12 protein-coding genes and 1 tRNA gene are annotated in these 15,252 nt (G+C 73.6%); 4 read left to right on the forward strand and 9 right to left on the reverse strand.

Annotation, left to right across the window (positions count from 1 at the left end; all coding sequences use genetic code 11):
- Positions 1-33 precede the first annotated feature (33 nt).
- Complete coding sequence (locus tag Dvina_RS50350) at positions 34-390, forward strand: winged helix-turn-helix transcriptional regulator (protein ID WP_281428300.1); 357 nt, start codon at positions 34-36, stop codon at positions 388-390.
- 297 nt (positions 391-687) lie between these two features.
- Here Dvina_RS50350 and Dvina_RS50355 read toward each other — a convergent pair whose 3' ends face one another.
- The 3 genes from Dvina_RS50355 to Dvina_RS50365 all read right to left on the reverse strand — a co-directional run bounded on the left by Dvina_RS50355 (position 688) and on the right by Dvina_RS50365 (position 6,494).
- Positions 688-1,683, reverse strand: coding sequence for a sensor domain-containing diguanylate cyclase (locus tag Dvina_RS50355; protein ID WP_223099229.1), 996 nt, complete (start codon positions 1,681-1,683; stop codon positions 688-690).
- 85 nt (positions 1,684-1,768) lie between these two features.
- Positions 1,769-3,118, reverse strand: coding sequence for an FAD-binding oxidoreductase (locus Dvina_RS50360; protein WP_223099231.1), 1,350 nt, complete (start codon positions 3,116-3,118; stop codon positions 1,769-1,771).
- A 28-nt stretch (positions 3,119-3,146) separates the two neighbouring features.
- The gene (locus tag Dvina_RS50365) at positions 3,147-6,494 is read right to left on the reverse strand and encodes an ATP-binding protein (RefSeq protein WP_223099233.1); all 3,348 of its coding nucleotides are present in this window, start codon (positions 6,492-6,494) and stop codon (positions 3,147-3,149) included.
- Positions 6,495-6,614: 120 nt separating this feature from the next.
- Between Dvina_RS50365 and Dvina_RS50370 the strand changes: the two genes are divergently transcribed.
- Positions 6,615-7,409 (forward strand): alpha/beta hydrolase, encoded by a 795-nt coding sequence (locus tag Dvina_RS50370; protein ID WP_223099235.1) that lies wholly within the window; start codon positions 6,615-6,617, stop codon positions 7,407-7,409.
- 28 nt (positions 7,410-7,437) lie between these two features.
- Here Dvina_RS50370 and Dvina_RS50375 read toward each other — a convergent pair whose 3' ends face one another.
- Genes Dvina_RS50375 through Dvina_RS50390 form a run of 4 tightly spaced genes read right to left on the reverse strand, consistent with a single transcriptional unit; the run spans position 7,438 to position 11,468 of the window.
- Positions 7,438-8,943 carry an ABC transporter permease gene (locus Dvina_RS50375; protein WP_223099237.1) on the reverse strand — a complete coding sequence of 502 codons (1,506 nt, stop codon included), beginning with the start codon at positions 8,941-8,943 and terminating at the stop codon, positions 7,438-7,440.
- Complete coding sequence (locus Dvina_RS50380) at positions 8,940-9,800, reverse strand: ABC transporter ATP-binding protein (protein ID WP_223099239.1); 861 nt, start codon at positions 9,798-9,800, stop codon at positions 8,940-8,942. Before Dvina_RS50380 ends, Dvina_RS50375 begins: the two co-directional genes overlap by 4 nt.
- Positions 9,801-9,804: 4 nt before the next feature.
- Entirely contained in the window at positions 9,805-10,842 is a 1,038-nt protein-coding gene (locus Dvina_RS50385) for a sensor histidine kinase (RefSeq protein ID WP_223099240.1), read from the reverse strand.
- The gene (locus Dvina_RS50390; protein ID WP_223099241.1) at positions 10,839-11,468 is read right to left on the reverse strand and encodes a response regulator; all 630 of its coding nucleotides are present in this window, start codon (positions 11,466-11,468) and stop codon (positions 10,839-10,841) included. The genes Dvina_RS50385 and Dvina_RS50390 overlap by 4 nt, the downstream gene beginning before the upstream one ends.
- 26 nt (positions 11,469-11,494) lie before the next feature.
- Here Dvina_RS50390 and nhaA point away from each other — a divergent pair, with 26 nt between their 5' ends.
- Positions 11,495-13,387, forward strand: coding sequence for a Na+/H+ antiporter NhaA (gene nhaA, locus Dvina_RS50395; protein WP_223099242.1), 1,893 nt, complete (start codon positions 11,495-11,497; stop codon positions 13,385-13,387).
- Here nhaA and Dvina_RS50400 read toward each other — a convergent pair.
- Both Dvina_RS50400 and Dvina_RS50405 read right to left on the reverse strand, forming a co-directional pair.
- A complete protein-coding gene (locus Dvina_RS50400) occupies positions 13,338-14,519 on the reverse strand; it encodes a hypothetical protein (protein WP_223099243.1) in 1,182 nt (393 codons plus the stop codon). The two genes, nhaA and Dvina_RS50400, sit on opposite strands and share 50 nt — an antisense overlap.
- A 1-nt stretch (position 14,520) precedes the next feature.
- Positions 14,521-15,021, reverse strand: coding sequence for a SigE family RNA polymerase sigma factor (locus tag Dvina_RS50405; RefSeq protein WP_223099244.1), 501 nt, complete (start codon positions 15,019-15,021; stop codon positions 14,521-14,523).
- A gap of 105 nt (positions 15,022-15,126) precedes the next feature.
- On the opposite strand from Dvina_RS50405, the gene Dvina_RS50410 reads away from it, so the two are divergent.
- Positions 15,127-15,199 (forward strand) — tRNA-Arg (locus Dvina_RS50410).
- Positions 15,200-15,252 lie beyond the last annotated feature (53 nt).

The raw sequence follows: 15,252 nt of genomic DNA on the forward strand, positions 1-15,252 counted from the left end.
ACCCTTGGGCCAGGCGCATAAGGAGGCACTTCAATGTTGGATACGCACACCCGTGTGCCCGTCGCCGAGTACGACGCCTGCCCCGTCACCGGCATCGTGCGCCGCATGGGGGAGCGCTGGACCCTCGTCGTGCTGTCGCTGCTGTCCCGGCGCCGGTACCGCTTCAACGAACTCCACCGCGCGATCGAGGGCATCTCCCAGCGCATGCTGACCCGCACACTGCGGACGCTGGAGAGCGACGGTCTCGTGGAGCGCACGGTGTACCCGACAGTGCCCCCGTCCGTCGAGTACTCCCTCTCGGCGAAGGGGACGGCGCTCATGGCCTCCCTCGCCGGCCTGATCGACTGGGCCGTGGCCCACGGCGGGCCCGCCACACCGGCGCGCCGATAGCCACGGGCGGCCCGCTCACCCTCGGCCGCGGCGGGAATGCTGCCGGCGGCAACATTGTGATCAAGGCGGAACCGGGCAACGACACAATCGAGACCGAGGGCGGCCACGATGTGATTGCGGGGCGGCGGGCCGGCACCATCACCGTCGGCCACCCCGGTGCGACACCACACGAACCTGAGCGCGCGCTGCGAGTCCGGCCCGGACTGGGGCGCGCCCTACATAGAAGGAACGGCCTCCCGGCACCAGCGGGGGGCCGTTTCGCCTTCTCCCGGCCCGGCCGGCGGCATTGCGTGGTGGTCAGGTCGGGGTGGGCAGGCGGCGGGCCTTGGACCTGGTGAGGGCGGTGTCGGCCTCGGCCATGGCCTCGTCGGGGTTGGCGCCCGGGCTGCTTGTGGCGGTGGCTATGTGGGCCCTTGCGGCCAGGCGGCCCACAGTGGTGGGGAACGGCTGGTCGAAGGCGGCGCGCAGGGTGTGGGCCAGGTGGCCGGCCCGGTGGGTGTCCGCGCCGGGCAGGAGGATGGCGAACTCGTCGCTGCCCAGGCGGGCCACGACGGCGCGGTGGGGCGTGGTGCGGGTCTCGGCGTAGGCGGCGTCGCGGAGGCGGTGGGCCACGGCGGTCAGGAGCTCGTCGCCGGTCTGGTGGCCGTGGGTGTCGTTGACGGTGCGGAAGTCGGCCAGGTCGATCAGGAGCACCGCGTAAGGGTCGCTCGCCGCCGCCGCGCGGTGCAGGTGCTGCCACAGCATCGCGCGGTTCGGCAGGCCGGTCAGCGCATCGTGGTACGCGGCGTGGTGCAGGGACTCCTCGTAGACGCGCTGGGCGCTGATGTCCTGCAGGGCGTAGACGGTGCCGGCGCCCGGGTCGATGGGGATCGACTCGATGTGGATGTCGCTTACCGTGCCGTCGGCGCGGGTCAGGCGGGCCTCGCAGGTGTCGGGGCCGTTCAGGGCGAGCGTGCGCAGGTCAACCGGGCGGCCGTCGGCGGTGTGCAGCTGCAGCGCCTCGGCGGCCAGGGGGCGCTCCAGTGGCCAGCCCAGCAGGTCGAGGGCCGGCGGGTTGGCCGACTGGACAGCGCCCGCCGGGTCGGTCACGACGACCGGGAACGGAAAGCGGCGCAGGACCGTGTGGAGCAGGGCGGTCTGGGAGGTGTGCTGGTGTTGCAGGCGGTTCAGCAGCCGGTGCAGGGTGTAGGCGAAGACGGCCATGACGAGCACCGTCGCCAGGCCCGCCAGGGTGATGTGCACCAGGCTGATCGCCGTCACCGCGGCCAGCGCGAGAGCGACAGTCAGCCGCATCGTCCGCAGCACCGACCTTTGCATGCTGCATACATCGGCGCGCACCCGGCCCGCGTCAGTGCGGGCCGGGTGCAGGACGGGAAGTTCAGGGCAGCAGCGGCTGGCCGCTGGAGAAGACGTTCGTCGGGTCGTACGAGCGCTTGACCCGCAGGAGCCGGTCGCGGTCCGCCTGCGCCCAGTTGGCCTGGATCGCCTCGGGGCCGGCGCCGCCGCTGAAGTTCATCAGGCCGCCCGGGACGGTGTCGACGGCCAGGATCCGCTCGATCGCGGCGTCGACGACCGGGGCCAGCTCGGGCAGGCCGAGGCCGATGGCGAACAGGACGTACTGCGCGCCGCGTCCGCTCACCGCGTTGGCGACGGCCGGCGGGCGGGTGAACGCGCCGCCGAGGTGGCGGATCTCGACCATCGGCACCGGGATGTCGACGTCGGGGCCGGCCGCGGCGACGATCCGCTCGACCGTCTCCGGAGTGAGGGCGTCGAGCAGCACGCCGCGCTCGCGGGACGGCATCGGGTCGGTGGGGTCGCGGTGGACGGCGTCGATGGCGGCGTACGGGAGCACGGCGATGTCGTCGATGATCGACGGCGCGGCGGCGCGCATCGGGGCCAGCAGCGCCTCGCCCTCCTCCGGGCGGCCGAGGAAGCAGACGCGCAGGTGGACGGTGAGAGCACCGCGCAGGGGCGGGGGGACCATCGGCGCGTCCGGGAGCCGGAGCAGTGCGACCGAGGTGCTCATCTCCTCGGGGAGGCGGGCCGACCACTGGGAGTACACCTCCAGGATCTTGGAAGCGTGTCGGCCGGGGTAGTAGATGCCGCCGCCGAAGAACTCCGCCGCCGCAACGAGGTCGAACTCGATGGCGGTGACGATGCCGAAGTTGCCCTTGCCGCCCCGGACCGCCCAGAACAGGTCGGCCTCGTGGTCGGCGTCGACCGTGCGCAGCGCGCCGTCCGCGGTGACGATCTCGACCCGGCGCACGTGGTCGGCGGCGAAGCCGTGCTTGCGGCCCAGCGGACCGACACCGCCTCCGAGGGTGTACCCGACCACCCCCACCTGCGACGACGAGCCGCTCAAGGGAGCCAGGCCGTGCGGGGCGGCGGCCGCGATCACCTGGGACCAGCGGGCCCCGGCGGCGGCGCGGGCGACCCGGGCGACCGGGTCCACGCTCACCTCGGCCATGCGGGTCGTGGTGATGAGGATGCCGCCCTTCGCGGGGCGGACCGCGCCGTGCCCGGTGGCCTGGACGGCGACCGGCAGGCCGAGGGTGCCGGCCCAGCGCACCGCCTCGGCCACGTCCTGCGCGCTGGTGGCGCCGACGACGGCCAGGGGCTCGTGGGTGGTGGCGACGTTCCAGGAGAACACCTCGGCCGCGAAGCCTTCGTCGCCGGGGACATATACGGGACCGGCCACGGCCGGGAGGGAGGTCAGTGCAGTGGTCATGCCGTGAACGGTGCGGCGGCCCGGTTGGTCAGGACTTGGAGACCACTAGGTCGGCGACTTGTGCCTCGGATGCGGCGATCAGGTGGGCGGCCCCGAGGCGGCGGTGGGCGGCCAGCGCGGCCTCGGCGTGGACCAGGGCCTTCCCGGGCTCGCCCAGCCGCGCGGCCAGCCCGGCCAGCGCGAACCCGAGGGTGCCCCAGGTGGCGCAGCCGGTGCCGAGTGTCGGGAACCGGTCGGCGTAGGGCTCGATCTCGGCGTACAGCTCCCGGGGGTCCGGTGTGCCGAGCCGGGCGGCCACGAGGGCCCACTGGAAGGCCACGAAGTCCCAGCACCAGAGCTGCTCACGGGCCGTTCCCCAGCGCTCGACAAGCGCCCGCGCCAGCTCCTCGTCACCGGACTCGCACGCGGCCAGGACCGCTGTCGGCCGCAGGAGCTGCAGGTGCGGCTCGTCGGCCCGGCGGATCAGCTCGTCGCGCAGTTCGCCGGCGCGGCCCTGGAAGCGCCGGCTGGTGTACAGCATCGCCAGGCGGATCCACTGCGTGCCCCACAGCGAGGTGTGCTCCTGCAGCGCGAACGCCTCGCCGACCAGCCGCTCCCCGGCCTCCCAGTCGCCCGCCAGCACGGCCCGCCCGGCCTGCGCGTATCGCACCTGCGCCGGCAGCACCGGCGAGCGGATCTCCTCGGCCAGCCGGACGGCCCGGGCCAGGTCGGCGTCGAACCCGGCCACGTCGCCGACGCTGACCTCGGTGATCATCCGGTGCAGCCGGGCCATCACCTCGACGGTCCGCGGCAGGCCGGGGATCGCCAGCAGCTCGTCGGTTGTCGCCCGGCGCTCGGCCAGGCGCTGTGGCACCCAGGCGACGTTCCAGGCGTTGTTCAGGGTCCGCGCGAGCAGCTCCGGGTCGCCGAGCCCGCGGGCCAGGCGCACCGCCTCCGCCGCGTGGGCCTCGCCCTGCTCGCGGTCGGGGTGGTGGTACAACTCCACGGCGAGCGTGCCGAGCAGCACGGCCCGCCGGTAGACGTCATCGGGCCCGAGCCGGTCCAGCTGCTCGCGCAGGATGGCGATCATGCGCTCGTCGACGGTGAGGTACGGCCGCCACGTCCACAGCGTCGCCCCGCCGAACAGCGTCGCCGCGTCCATCGCGAGCTCGTCGTCGCCGAGCGGCCGGGCCAGCGTCAGCGCCTCGTCGAGCACGGCCCGCGTCCCGTCGAGGTCTCCGGCCGCGCGCCGGGCCAGCCCGAGCTGCACGAGCAGCCGGCCGCGCTCCCCCGCCGCGCCGGGCCCCGTCGGGTCGAGGGCACCGAGGGCGGACTCGAGATAACGGGCGGCCTCGTCGTAGGCCAGCTGCGCCATCGCCAGCTCGGCCGCCCGCCGCGCATACCGGACCGCGCGATCGGCCACACCCAGCCGGGCGGCCATCGTGAAGTGGTGCACCAGGCGCCCGAGATGCTCGGGGTCGTCGGGCCGGTCGAACGCCTCGAGCGCCTCACCGACCCGCTTGTGCAGCCGCGCCCGCTGCAGCCGGGTCAGGCTGCCGTAGACGGTGTCCCGGACGAGGGCGTGCGAAAAGCGATAATCCCAGCTGTCCGGTACCTCCAGCAGCATGCCGATCCCGATGACGGGCTCGAGCCCGGCCATGACCTGATCGTGCTCCCGGCCCGTGCCGGCCGCGAGGAGCAGCAGGTCGACGTCGCGCCCGATGACGGCCGCGGTCTCCAGCAGCTCCCGGGCCGGCGCCGGCAGCCGCGACAGCCGCCGGGCGATGACGTCGCGGACACTCTCCGGCACCCCGGCCGCGGCGACGGCCTGGGTGTCGCCCCAGCCGTCCGGATACTCGCTCTCCAGCAGCCGCAGCAGCTCCTTGAGGTAGAACGGGTTGCCGCCGGTGCGCTCCAGGAGGGCGTGCGCGACCGGGCCGGGGCGCTTGACGTACTCGGCGACGTCGGCCTCGGTGAGCGCGGCCAGCCGGATGCGCTCGGCGCCGCGCTCGTTGGCCAGCAGGGCCAGGGTCTCGCGGACCGCCGCCTCGGACGTCTCGGGCCGCAGGGTCGCCAGCACCAGGATCGGTCGCCGGTGCAGGGTGGGCGCCAGGTGGGCCAGCAGTTGCAGCGAGGCCGGGTCGGCCGCGTGGAGGTCGTCGATGACGATCAGCAGGGGCGTGTGGAGCGCCTCCGCGACCTGCTCGTGGAGCTCGAACAGGGCCGTCTCGGGATCCGCGTGGTCGGCAGCCCTCCGGCCGGCCAGGGCGTCGAGCAGGTCCTCGCTGCCGCCGATCGCCCTGAGGATCTGCGTCCAGGGCCAGAAGGCGGGAGTGGCGCTGGCTTCGGCGCAGCGGCTCCAGGCGACGGTGAGGTCGGGCCGGGCCTGCTCGGCCGCGTGCTCGGCCAGGCTTGTCTTGCCGAGGCCGGCCTCGCCGACGATGAGCAGGACGCCGCCGTTGCCCTTGGCCGCCTGGGCGATGCGGTCGGCGATGCGCCGCTGCTCGGCTTGGCGCCCGACGAGCTTGCCCGGGTCGTTGCCGGCTTTTCGGCCCGGGTCGGTGCCCGCGTCCTCGCTACGGGCTGATTGCGCTGTTCGGGCCGCCTGTGCGACAAGCGCGCCCCGCGGACCGGCGAGCTTCGGGTCGTGCTGGAGGATCGCCGTCTCCAGCGCCGTCAGCTCCGGCCCCGGCGGGAGGCCCAGCTCCTCGTCGAGCACGGTCCGGGCCTGGCGGAAGGCGGCGAGCGCTTCGGCTTGGCGGCCCTCGCGATACAGGCCGAGCATGAGCTGGGCCCAGGAGCGCTCACGGAACGGCCGCCGCTCCAGCAGCGCCCGGGCCGACGCGACGGCCGCGGCCGGGCGCCCGGTGCCGAGCTGGATCTCGGCCAGGTCCTCGAGGGCACCGTCGCGCAGCTCGTTGAGCCGCGCGACGGCCGCCGCGGCGAACGTCTCGTCGGCGAAGTCGGCGAGCGCCTCCCCGCTCCAGTTCGCCAGGGCCTGCGTCAGCAACTGCTCGGCCCGCTCCGGATCGCGCTGCGCCCGCGCGGCCTCGACGCCAGTCGTGAAGCGCACCGCGTCGATCCGGTCACCGGCGGCCGCGAGCAGATAGCCGGGCTCCTGGGTGAGCAGGACGGCGGGCGGGGTCCTCGGCGCCCGGTCCGGCTCCAGGGCACGGCGCAGCTGGGAGATGTACGCCTGCAGGGTCCCGGTCGCGCTGGCCGGCACGTCCGCGCCCCAGAGCCCGTCGACGATCCGGTCGACGGAGACCACCCGCCCGGGCTCCAGCAGCAGCATGGCCAGCACCGCCCGCTGCTTGCGGGCCCCCAGCTCGACCGCGCGCCGCTGCGGCGTCCACACCGAGAGCGGCCCCAGGATCCGGAACTCGAGCCGCGTCACGCGGGCCACGATAGTGGCCCGGACTCGCTACCGTAGTCGCCCATGGGGATCAGCCGGCGTAACGCATTGCTGGGCGGGAGCGTCCTTTTGGCGGTAGCGGCCGGCACGGGTCTCGAACTAGTGGATCACGCCGTCCTCCCCGGCAAGGGCAGGTTGGACGAGGCCCTGGGCCGCTGCGACGCGCCGCCTCCCGCCCTGCCCGCGGCCGCGCCACCGCCGCCGACAACCGGCTCGTTCGAGTCCCGCCTGCGCGGCCGGACCGTCGCCTACGCCCTGTCATCGGCTCCGTCCGGCGACCGGCCCCTCGGCGTGTGCCTGGCCCTGCACGGCTTCGGCTCCAACGCGCTCCAGGCGGTGAACACCGGCAACTACCCCCGCCTGCTGGCCGCTTCGTCCGCCCCGTTCGTCCTGGCCGCAGCCGACGGCGGCGACGGATACTGGCACCCGCACGCCACCGACGACCCGCTGGGCATGCTGTTCACGGAGTTCCTGCCGCTGCTGGCTTCCCGGCACGGCCTCCAGGTGGACCGGGTGGCCGTGGCCGGCTGGTCGATGGGCGGCTACGGGGCGCTGCTGTCGGCCCTCACGTACCGCTCGCAGATCCGTTACGTCGTGGCCTCGTCCCCCGCCATCTTCCGCGACTACGCCGACGCCGAGCGGGTCAACCCGGGGGCCTACGACTCCCAGGCCGACTGGGACCGCCACGACGTCACCGCCCGGGCCGCGGAGCTGGCCGGCCTACCGCTCCGGATCGACATCGGAGCCGCCGACCCGTTCGCTCCCGCGGTACGCCGCCTCAGGGACCGCTTGCCGGACCCGTCGGTCGTCACCTTCACCACCGGCTGCCACGATGGCCGCTACTGGGACTCGGTGGGCCCGAGCCAGGTGGAGAGCCTCACAAAGGCACTGGCGTGACAGCACCGCACCGGCCGCCGGGGCGGACTCATCGACGGGCCTGCCGGGCGGCCGTCCGGCCGAGTGCCGCCAGCACGCCGACGAGAGCCAGAGCGACCCAGGTCAGCGGCCCCGGACCGGTCGGCCGGTCGCCCTCTCGCAGCACGCCCATGAAGTTCAGCGGATCGGCGTCATTGATCATCAGGTACCAGAGGAGCGTGTACACGGCCTGAAACACCCGCGGCGCCCCGGTCAGCGTGCCCAGGGCCAGGGCCAGGCCCGGAATGAACAGCGCGCCGGCCGCCCAGGCGAGCAGGCCCGGCCCGTCGCCGCCGAAGCCCATCCGGATCGCCGCGCCGGCCCCGGTCGCCGCCGCCAGCAGGACGCCGGCTGCCCATTCGGCGAGCACGCGGCGGCGCGGCGACGGGTAGGCGTCCAGGATCGCCGCCGCGCCCGAGGTGGCCGGCTGGGTGCCCAGGCGGGACCAGATCAAGATCGGCCATATCCAGGCGATCGCCAGCACGGCGCCGCGCGGGACGGCCAGGCCGGCCAGGGTCAGCGCCGCCGCGCCCAGCCACCACCACAGTGGGGTGCCGGCGATCAGGATCCGGGTCTCGCCGGCCAGCAGGCGCAGCGCACGGGTGCCCCGCCTCGGCGTCATCGTCGGCCTGACCGCGCCGAGCCGAGTTGACCCTGGCGCACGGGTGGCCCGGTCGGGGTGGGCCGGGCTAGCGAAGCGGGTGAACCACAGCGAGGGCAGGACGGCCAGGACCGCGGCCAGGGCGATCAAGGTCAGGCGGGCGGCCACGAACGGCGCGTCCACCGACAGGCCCGGCCAATCGAACACCTTCAACGGCTCCTCGACGTACATCAGGCCCAGCCCGACGTCCCGTGACGCGCCGGCCGGGAGGGTCACCCGGCGCAGGCCCAGGCCACCCAGCGGGGCCTTCGACGACTGGCCGACTATCGCCGACACCATCCAGATGAAGATCCACAGAACGTTGCCCAGGCCGCCGCGGAGCAGCGGAGTGGTCTCGAACAGCACGGCTACGGCGCTCGTCACGACGAGCATCGGGAAGGCGATAAGCACGAACGGCAACGTGAGCGCTACCGGATCCACGGTCCGCGACTCGCCCCGCAGCAGCTGCAGCCCCACAGCGGTGACCGCCAGGACGGCCGTCATCGAGGCCAGGACGCCGACGTTGCTGAGCAGCTTCGCCAGCAGGTATGCGGGAGTGCGCAGTGGTGAAGCGGCGATCAGCTGGCCGACCCCCGTGCGCTCGTCGCGGGCCACGGCGTCGCGCACCAGGTAGAAGCCCACAAGCGTCAGCCACAACGCGCTGGTCAGGGCGGTCACCATCCCGACGTAGCCGCTCGTGTAGCGGCCGCGGTAGCCGCCCATCACCAGGACTGACCAGTGCGAGTCGACGGCCGGCACGGCCAGCAGACCCAGGCCGACGGCCGAGATGAGCATGAGGAGGTACGCCGGGCGCCGCACCCGTTCGCGGAAGTCGGCGAGCGCGGCCGGCAGCACCGAAGTGGCCTGAGCGATCATCGATTCACCGCCCCGACGTACGCGTCCTCGAGGTCGGGTGCGACAGGCTCCGCGTCCGGGAGCGGGCGGGTCGGCGACAGCATGCGCAGCCGTACCCCCGCGGCCGATCGGACCGCCCGGGTCGTCACCAGCCGCTGCTGCAGGTCGGCGGCGGCGGCAACCGGAACCGTCGCCTCCCAGACGTGGCCGGCCACGCTGCGGACGACCTCCTCCGGCGGGCCGTCCAGCCGCAGCCGGCCGGCCTGGAGCACGGCTACGCGCGCCGCGACCGACTCCACGTCGCTGACGATGTGGGTCGAGAGCAGGACGACCCGGGTGGCGGCGAGCGAGCTGAGGAGGTTGCGGAAGCGGACCCGCTCCTCGGGGTCGAGGCCGGCCGTCGGCTCATCGACGATGATGACGCGCGGATCGCCCAGCAGCGCCTGCGCGATGCCTATCCGGCGCAGCATGCCGCCGCTGTATCCGCCGAGCGCCCGCCGCCCCGCCGAGGTGAGGTTCACCAGCTCCAGCAGCTCGTCGATCTGGGTCCGGGAGGTGCGCGCGGAGAGCCCCTTGACCGCGGCCAGGTACGTCAGGAACTCCACCGCGTTCAGATGCGGGTAGACGCCGAAGTCCTGCGGCAGGTACCCGAGTGCCCGCCGCAGCGGGTCGGGCCGGGCCACCGCGTCGGCGCCGTCGAAGCGGACGGTGCCCGTCGTCGGGCGGGTGACGGTGGCGGCGATGCGCAGCAGTGAGGACTTGCCGGCGCCGTTGGGGCCGAGCAGACCGATCAGTCCGGGTGCCAGCCGCAGCGTCAGGCCGTCGACGGCCCGCTTGTGTCCCTTGTAGACCTTCGTGATGTCGAGCAGTTCGAGCATGCCCTCAAGGCTGCTGACCGCCGCCGCCGCGCACATCTGCCGAACGGGAGAGATCGCAGACGACTTCCCAGCGCCCGTCCCGCGGCCCGAAGGTGAGCGTCCCCCCGACGGCGGCCACCCGATCGGCCAGTCCGCGCAGACCGCTACCCCCGCCGGACCGCGCCGGAGCAGCGCCCGCGGTCGGCGGCCGGCCAGCCGTATCCGGCATGTCGGAAACAACCGAGACGACTCCCGTGGCCGACAGCGCGACGGCAACGCCGGCCGACGGTGCAGCGTGGCGGCGAACGTTCGTCAACGCCTCGACGACCACGGAATAGGCGACCGACGCGGCCGCCGGGGACAGCGACACCCCCGGCGCGATCGACAGCGAAGCGGAGGGCCCGAACCGGGTGACGACCGCCGGCACATCGGCGAACGAGTACACCCGCGAGGATCGCAGGGCGGCCACCATCTCGTCCATGGCCGCCAACGCCCGCTGCCCCGCCGCCTCGATCCGCGAATACGACGCGGCCTCGGGAGCCTGCGCCTCGATCACGATCCCGGTCACCTCGTGAGCGACGAGGTCGTGCAGGTCCTGGGCCAGTTCCAGGCGCTGCGCCCGCCGCGCCGCCTCCAGCGCCCGATCCCGGGCCCGCAGGTAGAGCCCGATTGCCGCCGCCGCCACGGCACCGGCGAACGCGGTGGAAACCGTCAGCACCTCACCGTTCAGCGGAAACGACATGCGAAGCGGGAGCACGGTGGCGGCCAGTCCGACGATGAGCCCGGCCCGACGGCCCCGCCGGGTCAGCCGGGCCAGCAGCACCAGCAACGGCAGGAACTCGAAGATGAACCAGAGACCGGGCGGCTGTGGTGGACCTTCGTAGACGAACCGGTAGGCCACGGTGACGGCCGGTGACGCGAATACCAGCCACCACCACGAGGGGCGGATGGCGGCGGCGACCGCGAGCATGGCCGCGATGCTGATGAGCAGGCCGGGCAGCCTGGTGAACGGCAGCCCGCACAGGACCGGCACGATCAGCAGGAGCGGCCAGAGCGCCTTCACGGCGCGACGAGCCCGTTGCTGTGGGCCCATACGGCGATGCCGACCCGATTGCGCACCGCGAGCTTGCGCTGCACGGCGGCGACGTGCGTTTTGACGGTACCGGCGGAGATGAACAGCTGCTCGCCGATCTCGGCATTCGTCAGGCCGGCACCGACCTGCGCGGCGATCTCCAGCTCGCGCTCGGTCAGTCGCCCGGGCGACGAGGGTTTCGGTGCGGACAGGTGCCGCAGGAGCTTCACGGTGATCGAGGGGCTGATCAGGCTCTCGCCGGAGTACGCGGCCCGGACGGCCTCGGTGAGCAGCGCCGGGCCGGAGCGTTTGAGGAGGAACCCGGCGGCGCCGTTGCGCAGGGCCGCGTACACGTACTCGTCCAGGTCGAACGTGGTGACGACGACCACTCGGGTAGGGCCCCCGGCAAGCGCCCGGGTGACCTCCAGCCCGTCCATCCGCGGCATCCGGATGTCGAGGAGGGCGACGTCCGGGCGCACCGCCCGCACCAGCTCCAGCGCCGCGACCCCGTCGGCCGCGTCCGCGACGACCTCGATGTCGGGGGCGGCCGCGAGGATGCGGCGCAGCCCGGCCCGGACCATCTCCTGGTCGTCGGCGATCACCACCCGAATTCCCACGATCAAGCAGCCTAGACTTCAGCGTCGTGAGCGAGCTGTCCCAGACGAGGCGGAACTTCGCGGCGCCCCTGCGCAGGTTCATCGCGACCGAGTCCGGCAGCGCCGGTGTGCTCGTCGCCGCGATCGTCGCCGCGCTGGTGTGGGCGAACGTGGACGAGGCCGGCTACGAGCGGCTGTGGAGCACCGAGCTCGCGCTCAAGGTGGGCTCGTGGGAGCTCGCCGACGACCTGCGCGCCTGGGTCAACAGCGGGCTGATGACGCTGTTCTTCCTGGTCGTCGGGTTGGAGGCGCGGCGCGAGCTGGACCTGGGTGACCTGCGGGACCGGCGGCGGTTCCTGCTGCCGTCGGCGGCCGGGGTGGCCGGGATGGTGCTGCCGGTCGGCATCTACCTGGCGATCAACGCCGGTGGCGTGGGCGCCCACGGCTGGGGTGTGGCCATGTCGACCGACACCGCGCTCGCGCTCGGGCTGCTGGCGTTGGTCGGCAAGGGGGTACCGGAGCAGGCCCGGGTGTTTCTGCTGACGGTCTTCGTCGTCGACGATCTGGTTGCGCTCATCGTGATCGCGGTGGCCTACTCCGAGCACATCGCGGTGATGCCGCTGGTGCTGGCCGCGGCGGTCTTCGGGGTGCTCCTCGGGCTGCGGGCGCTCGGCGTGCGCAGCGGGGCGATCTACGCGCCGTTCTGCATCCTGCTGTGGTACCTCATGCTGCGAAGCGGGGTCGACCCGGTCGTCGCGGGCCTGGCGATCGGGCTGACGGCTACCGCGTACACGCCGGCCCGCGGTGCGCTGGAGGCGGCCAGCGGCCTGTTCAAGCTGTTCCGCGAGCAGCCGACGGCGGAGCTGGCCCGGTCGGCGTCGGTCGGGCTCACCCGGACGCTGTCGCCGAACGACCGGCTGCAGCGCATGTACCACCCGTGGACGAGCTACCTGATCGTGCCGCTGTTCGGCCTGGCCAATGCCGGGATCGCGATCGACGGGGCGTTCCTGGCCCGGGCCTTCACCTCGCCGATCACCCTCGGCGTGCTGGCCGGTTATGTCGTCGGCAAGCCGATTGCCGTCGTGGGTACCTCCTGGGCCGTGACCCGCCTCTCGAGGGGGCGGATCCGGCCCGGGGCGGGGTGGGCGGCGGTCCTCGGCAGCGGCACGATCGCCGGGATCGGCTTCACGGTGTCGCTGCTCATCGCGAGCCTGGCGTTCACCGGCGACGAGCTCGCCGAGGCGAAGGTGGGCGTGCTGGCGGCCGCGGTCGTCGCCTCGCTGCTGACGTTCGTCGTGTATCGCGTGACGGCCCGCCTCCCCAAGCACAAGCGGGCCCGGGCCCTGCTGGGCGACGCCGACGTCCTGCTCGACCTGATCCCGCCCGTGGACGTCGAGGTCGACCACGTCCGGGGTGCCGCCGACGCGTCGGTGACGATCGTCGAATACGGCGACTTCCAGTGCCCCTACTGCGGCCAGGCCGAGCCCGTCGTGCGGGCGCTGCTGTCGGACACCGACCTGCGCTACGTCTGGCGGCACCTGCCCCTGACCGACGTCCACCCGCAGGCCCAGCTGGCCGCGGAGGCCGCCGAGGCGGCGGCCGCGCAGGGTGCCTTCTGGCCCATGCACGACCTGCTGCTGGACCACCAGGACGAGCTCAAGCCGGCGGCCCTTGTCGACTACGCGGAGCGCCTCGGCCTGGACCGCGAGCAGTTCCACGACGACCTGCGCCACCACCGGCACGCGGCCCGCATCGACCAGGACCTGGAGTCCGCCGATCTGAGCGGGGTCAGCGGGACTCCGACCTTCTTCATCAACGGCCAGCGGCACTACGGCGCCTACGACCTGGCCACCCTCACCGAGGCGGTGAAGGTGGCCCGGGCCCGGGCCCTCATCGGCAGGTCCACACGTACACATTCGAGCGATCCCCTACGCCCTTGAGCGCCCAGGTCCCGATGATCGTGTGGCCGTCGTCGCTGATGCTCATGGGCCGCGCGGGGTTCTCCTCCGGGTCGGGGGTGCGGCCGGGGATCGGCGACGAGAACTGCGGCGGCTCCGGCAGCGGCAGCCTGATCTCGGTGCCGCCGGCATACAGCGCCGCCCGGTTGTTCCCGCCGAACACCAGCCAGCCCGACGCGTTCGGTCCGTGGGTGTCGAACCCCCACACGTCCGGCATCACGATCGGCGGCCCGGCCGCGCGCAGGTTCCAGCGCACGAGCGAGTTGCCACTGCGGCCGATCACCCAGCCGTTGCGGATGGCGTCGGCGCCGTACATGGGCCTACCGGCCGGGGCCGCGAGCTCCCGGGCCGGGCCGCCCGGCGACCAGGCCACCGCGACCTCGTGGTTGTCCCGGTTGACGAGCGTGCCGACCACCGTGCCGTCCTCGTCGATGCCGCCCACCTCGGCGAGGTGCGCCGGCTCGTAGCCGGCCGGAATCGGCAGCGCGACCGGCTCGGCGTCCGGGCTCGCCCAGGTCACCGGCCGGCCACCGGACTCGCCGACGATCTGCCCGCGATCGTTGATCCCCGTCGCGAACGCCTCGACGCCGGCCAGCTGCCGCACCGTGCCGTCCCGGTACACCCAGGCGTGCTCGGTGCCGTCGCCGAACCGCAGCCGCCGCCCGACCACCGTGCCGGCCGAGTTGACGTCCGTCGGCTCCCCGGTGCCCGGCCCCAGCTTCACCACGCGGCCGCCGTCCCACAGCACCGCGATCTGGGCCTCGCCGAAGCCGACCATCCCGATCGCGTAACGCCCGGTCGGGTCCGCGCCCATGACCTGCGCGTCGCCAGGGAAGTCGGGCGGCACCTCCAGCGACTCGAGCGTGCAGGCGCGCGGCACCGGCGGCCCGGTCACCTCCGGCGCCGGCCGCGGCCGGTCCCGATCCGGCCTGGTCGCCACCCACACGCCACCGAGCAGCACCAGCACCGCCGCCCCGGCGGCCACGGCCCTCCGGGTCGCCCGCCGCCGCTCACCCTTGGCCACCGCCCGCCGCACGTCCACCCCCACCGGCCCGCGCGGCTGCCCCCGCAGCGGCGTCAGCAGGTCGATCCCGTACCTGTCGTCATCGTCCATCTCACACCGTCCTCTGCAGGTCATCGCCGACCAGCTGCCGCATGGCGGCCAACCCCCGGGCCGTCTGGCTCTTCACCGTGCCGGGCGAGCAGCTCAAGATCGCGGCCACCTCGTCGACCGGAAGGTCACACAGGTAGCGCAGCACCAGCACCGCCTGCTGCCGCCTCGGCACCCTCGCGAGCGCCGCCCGGATCACGAGCCGCGTCTCGACCTCCGGCCCCGCCGCCGGCGCGACCTCAGGCGCCCGCGCGAACAGCCCGATCCGCGCCCATGGCCGCCGCCGCTCGTCGAGGAACGTGCGCACGAGCATCCGCCGGACATACTGGTCAAGGTGCTCGACCGCGCTCACATTCGCCCACCGCAGGTAGAGCTTCTCGATGGTGAGCTGCACGATGTCGTCGGCCCGGTGCTCGTCCCCGCAGAGCAGGAACGCCAGCTGCCGGAGCACCCCGAGCCGCCCGCTGACGTACTCGACGTACTCCTCCTGCGCCTGTCTTCGCATCGCCCTCCCCCATCGGTCGGACTGAAACGAGCCCCACCCGGTGGGAGGTTGCACGGATACGCGATTTCGGTCGATGCCAGTCGTCCCCTAGACTCGGCAGGGTAGGGCCTCGTAGCTCAGGGGATAGAGCACCGCTCTCCTAAAGCGGGTGTCGCGCGTTCGATTCGCGCCGGGGCCACAGTGTTTCCTGGTCGGCCGGGGGAGGCTTCGCCTCCACCCGGACCCCGCACG

The sequence above is a fragment of the Dactylosporangium vinaceum genome (assembly GCF_019904175.1).
GTDB lineage: Bacteria > Actinomycetota > Actinomycetes > Mycobacteriales > Micromonosporaceae > Dactylosporangium > Dactylosporangium vinaceum.

Bases quoted from the DNA above. Each gene is read 5' to 3' on its own strand.
- Dvina_RS50405 (WP_223099244.1), bottom strand. From the start codon at position 15,021: ATGCGAAGACAGGCGCAGGAGGAGTACGTCGAGTACGTCAGCGGGCGG.
- Dvina_RS50380 (WP_223099239.1), bottom strand. From the start codon at position 9,800: ATGCTCGAACTGCTCGACATCACGAAGGTCTACAAGGGACACAAGCGG.
- Dvina_RS50350 (WP_281428300.1), top strand. From the start codon at position 34: ATGTTGGATACGCACACCCGTGTGCCCGTCGCCGAGTACGACGCCTGC.
- Dvina_RS50360 (WP_223099231.1), bottom strand. From the start codon at position 3,118: ATGACCACTGCACTGACCTCCCTCCCGGCCGTGGCCGGTCCCGTATAT.
- Dvina_RS50400 (WP_223099243.1), bottom strand. From the start codon at position 14,519: ATGGACGATGACGACAGGTACGGGATCGACCTGCTGACGCCGCTGCGG.
- Dvina_RS50375 (WP_223099237.1), bottom strand. From the start codon at position 8,943: ATGATCGCTCAGGCCACTTCGGTGCTGCCGGCCGCGCTCGCCGACTTC.
- Dvina_RS50355 (WP_223099229.1), bottom strand. From the start codon at position 1,683: ATGCGGCTGACTGTCGCTCTCGCGCTGGCCGCGGTGACGGCGATCAGC.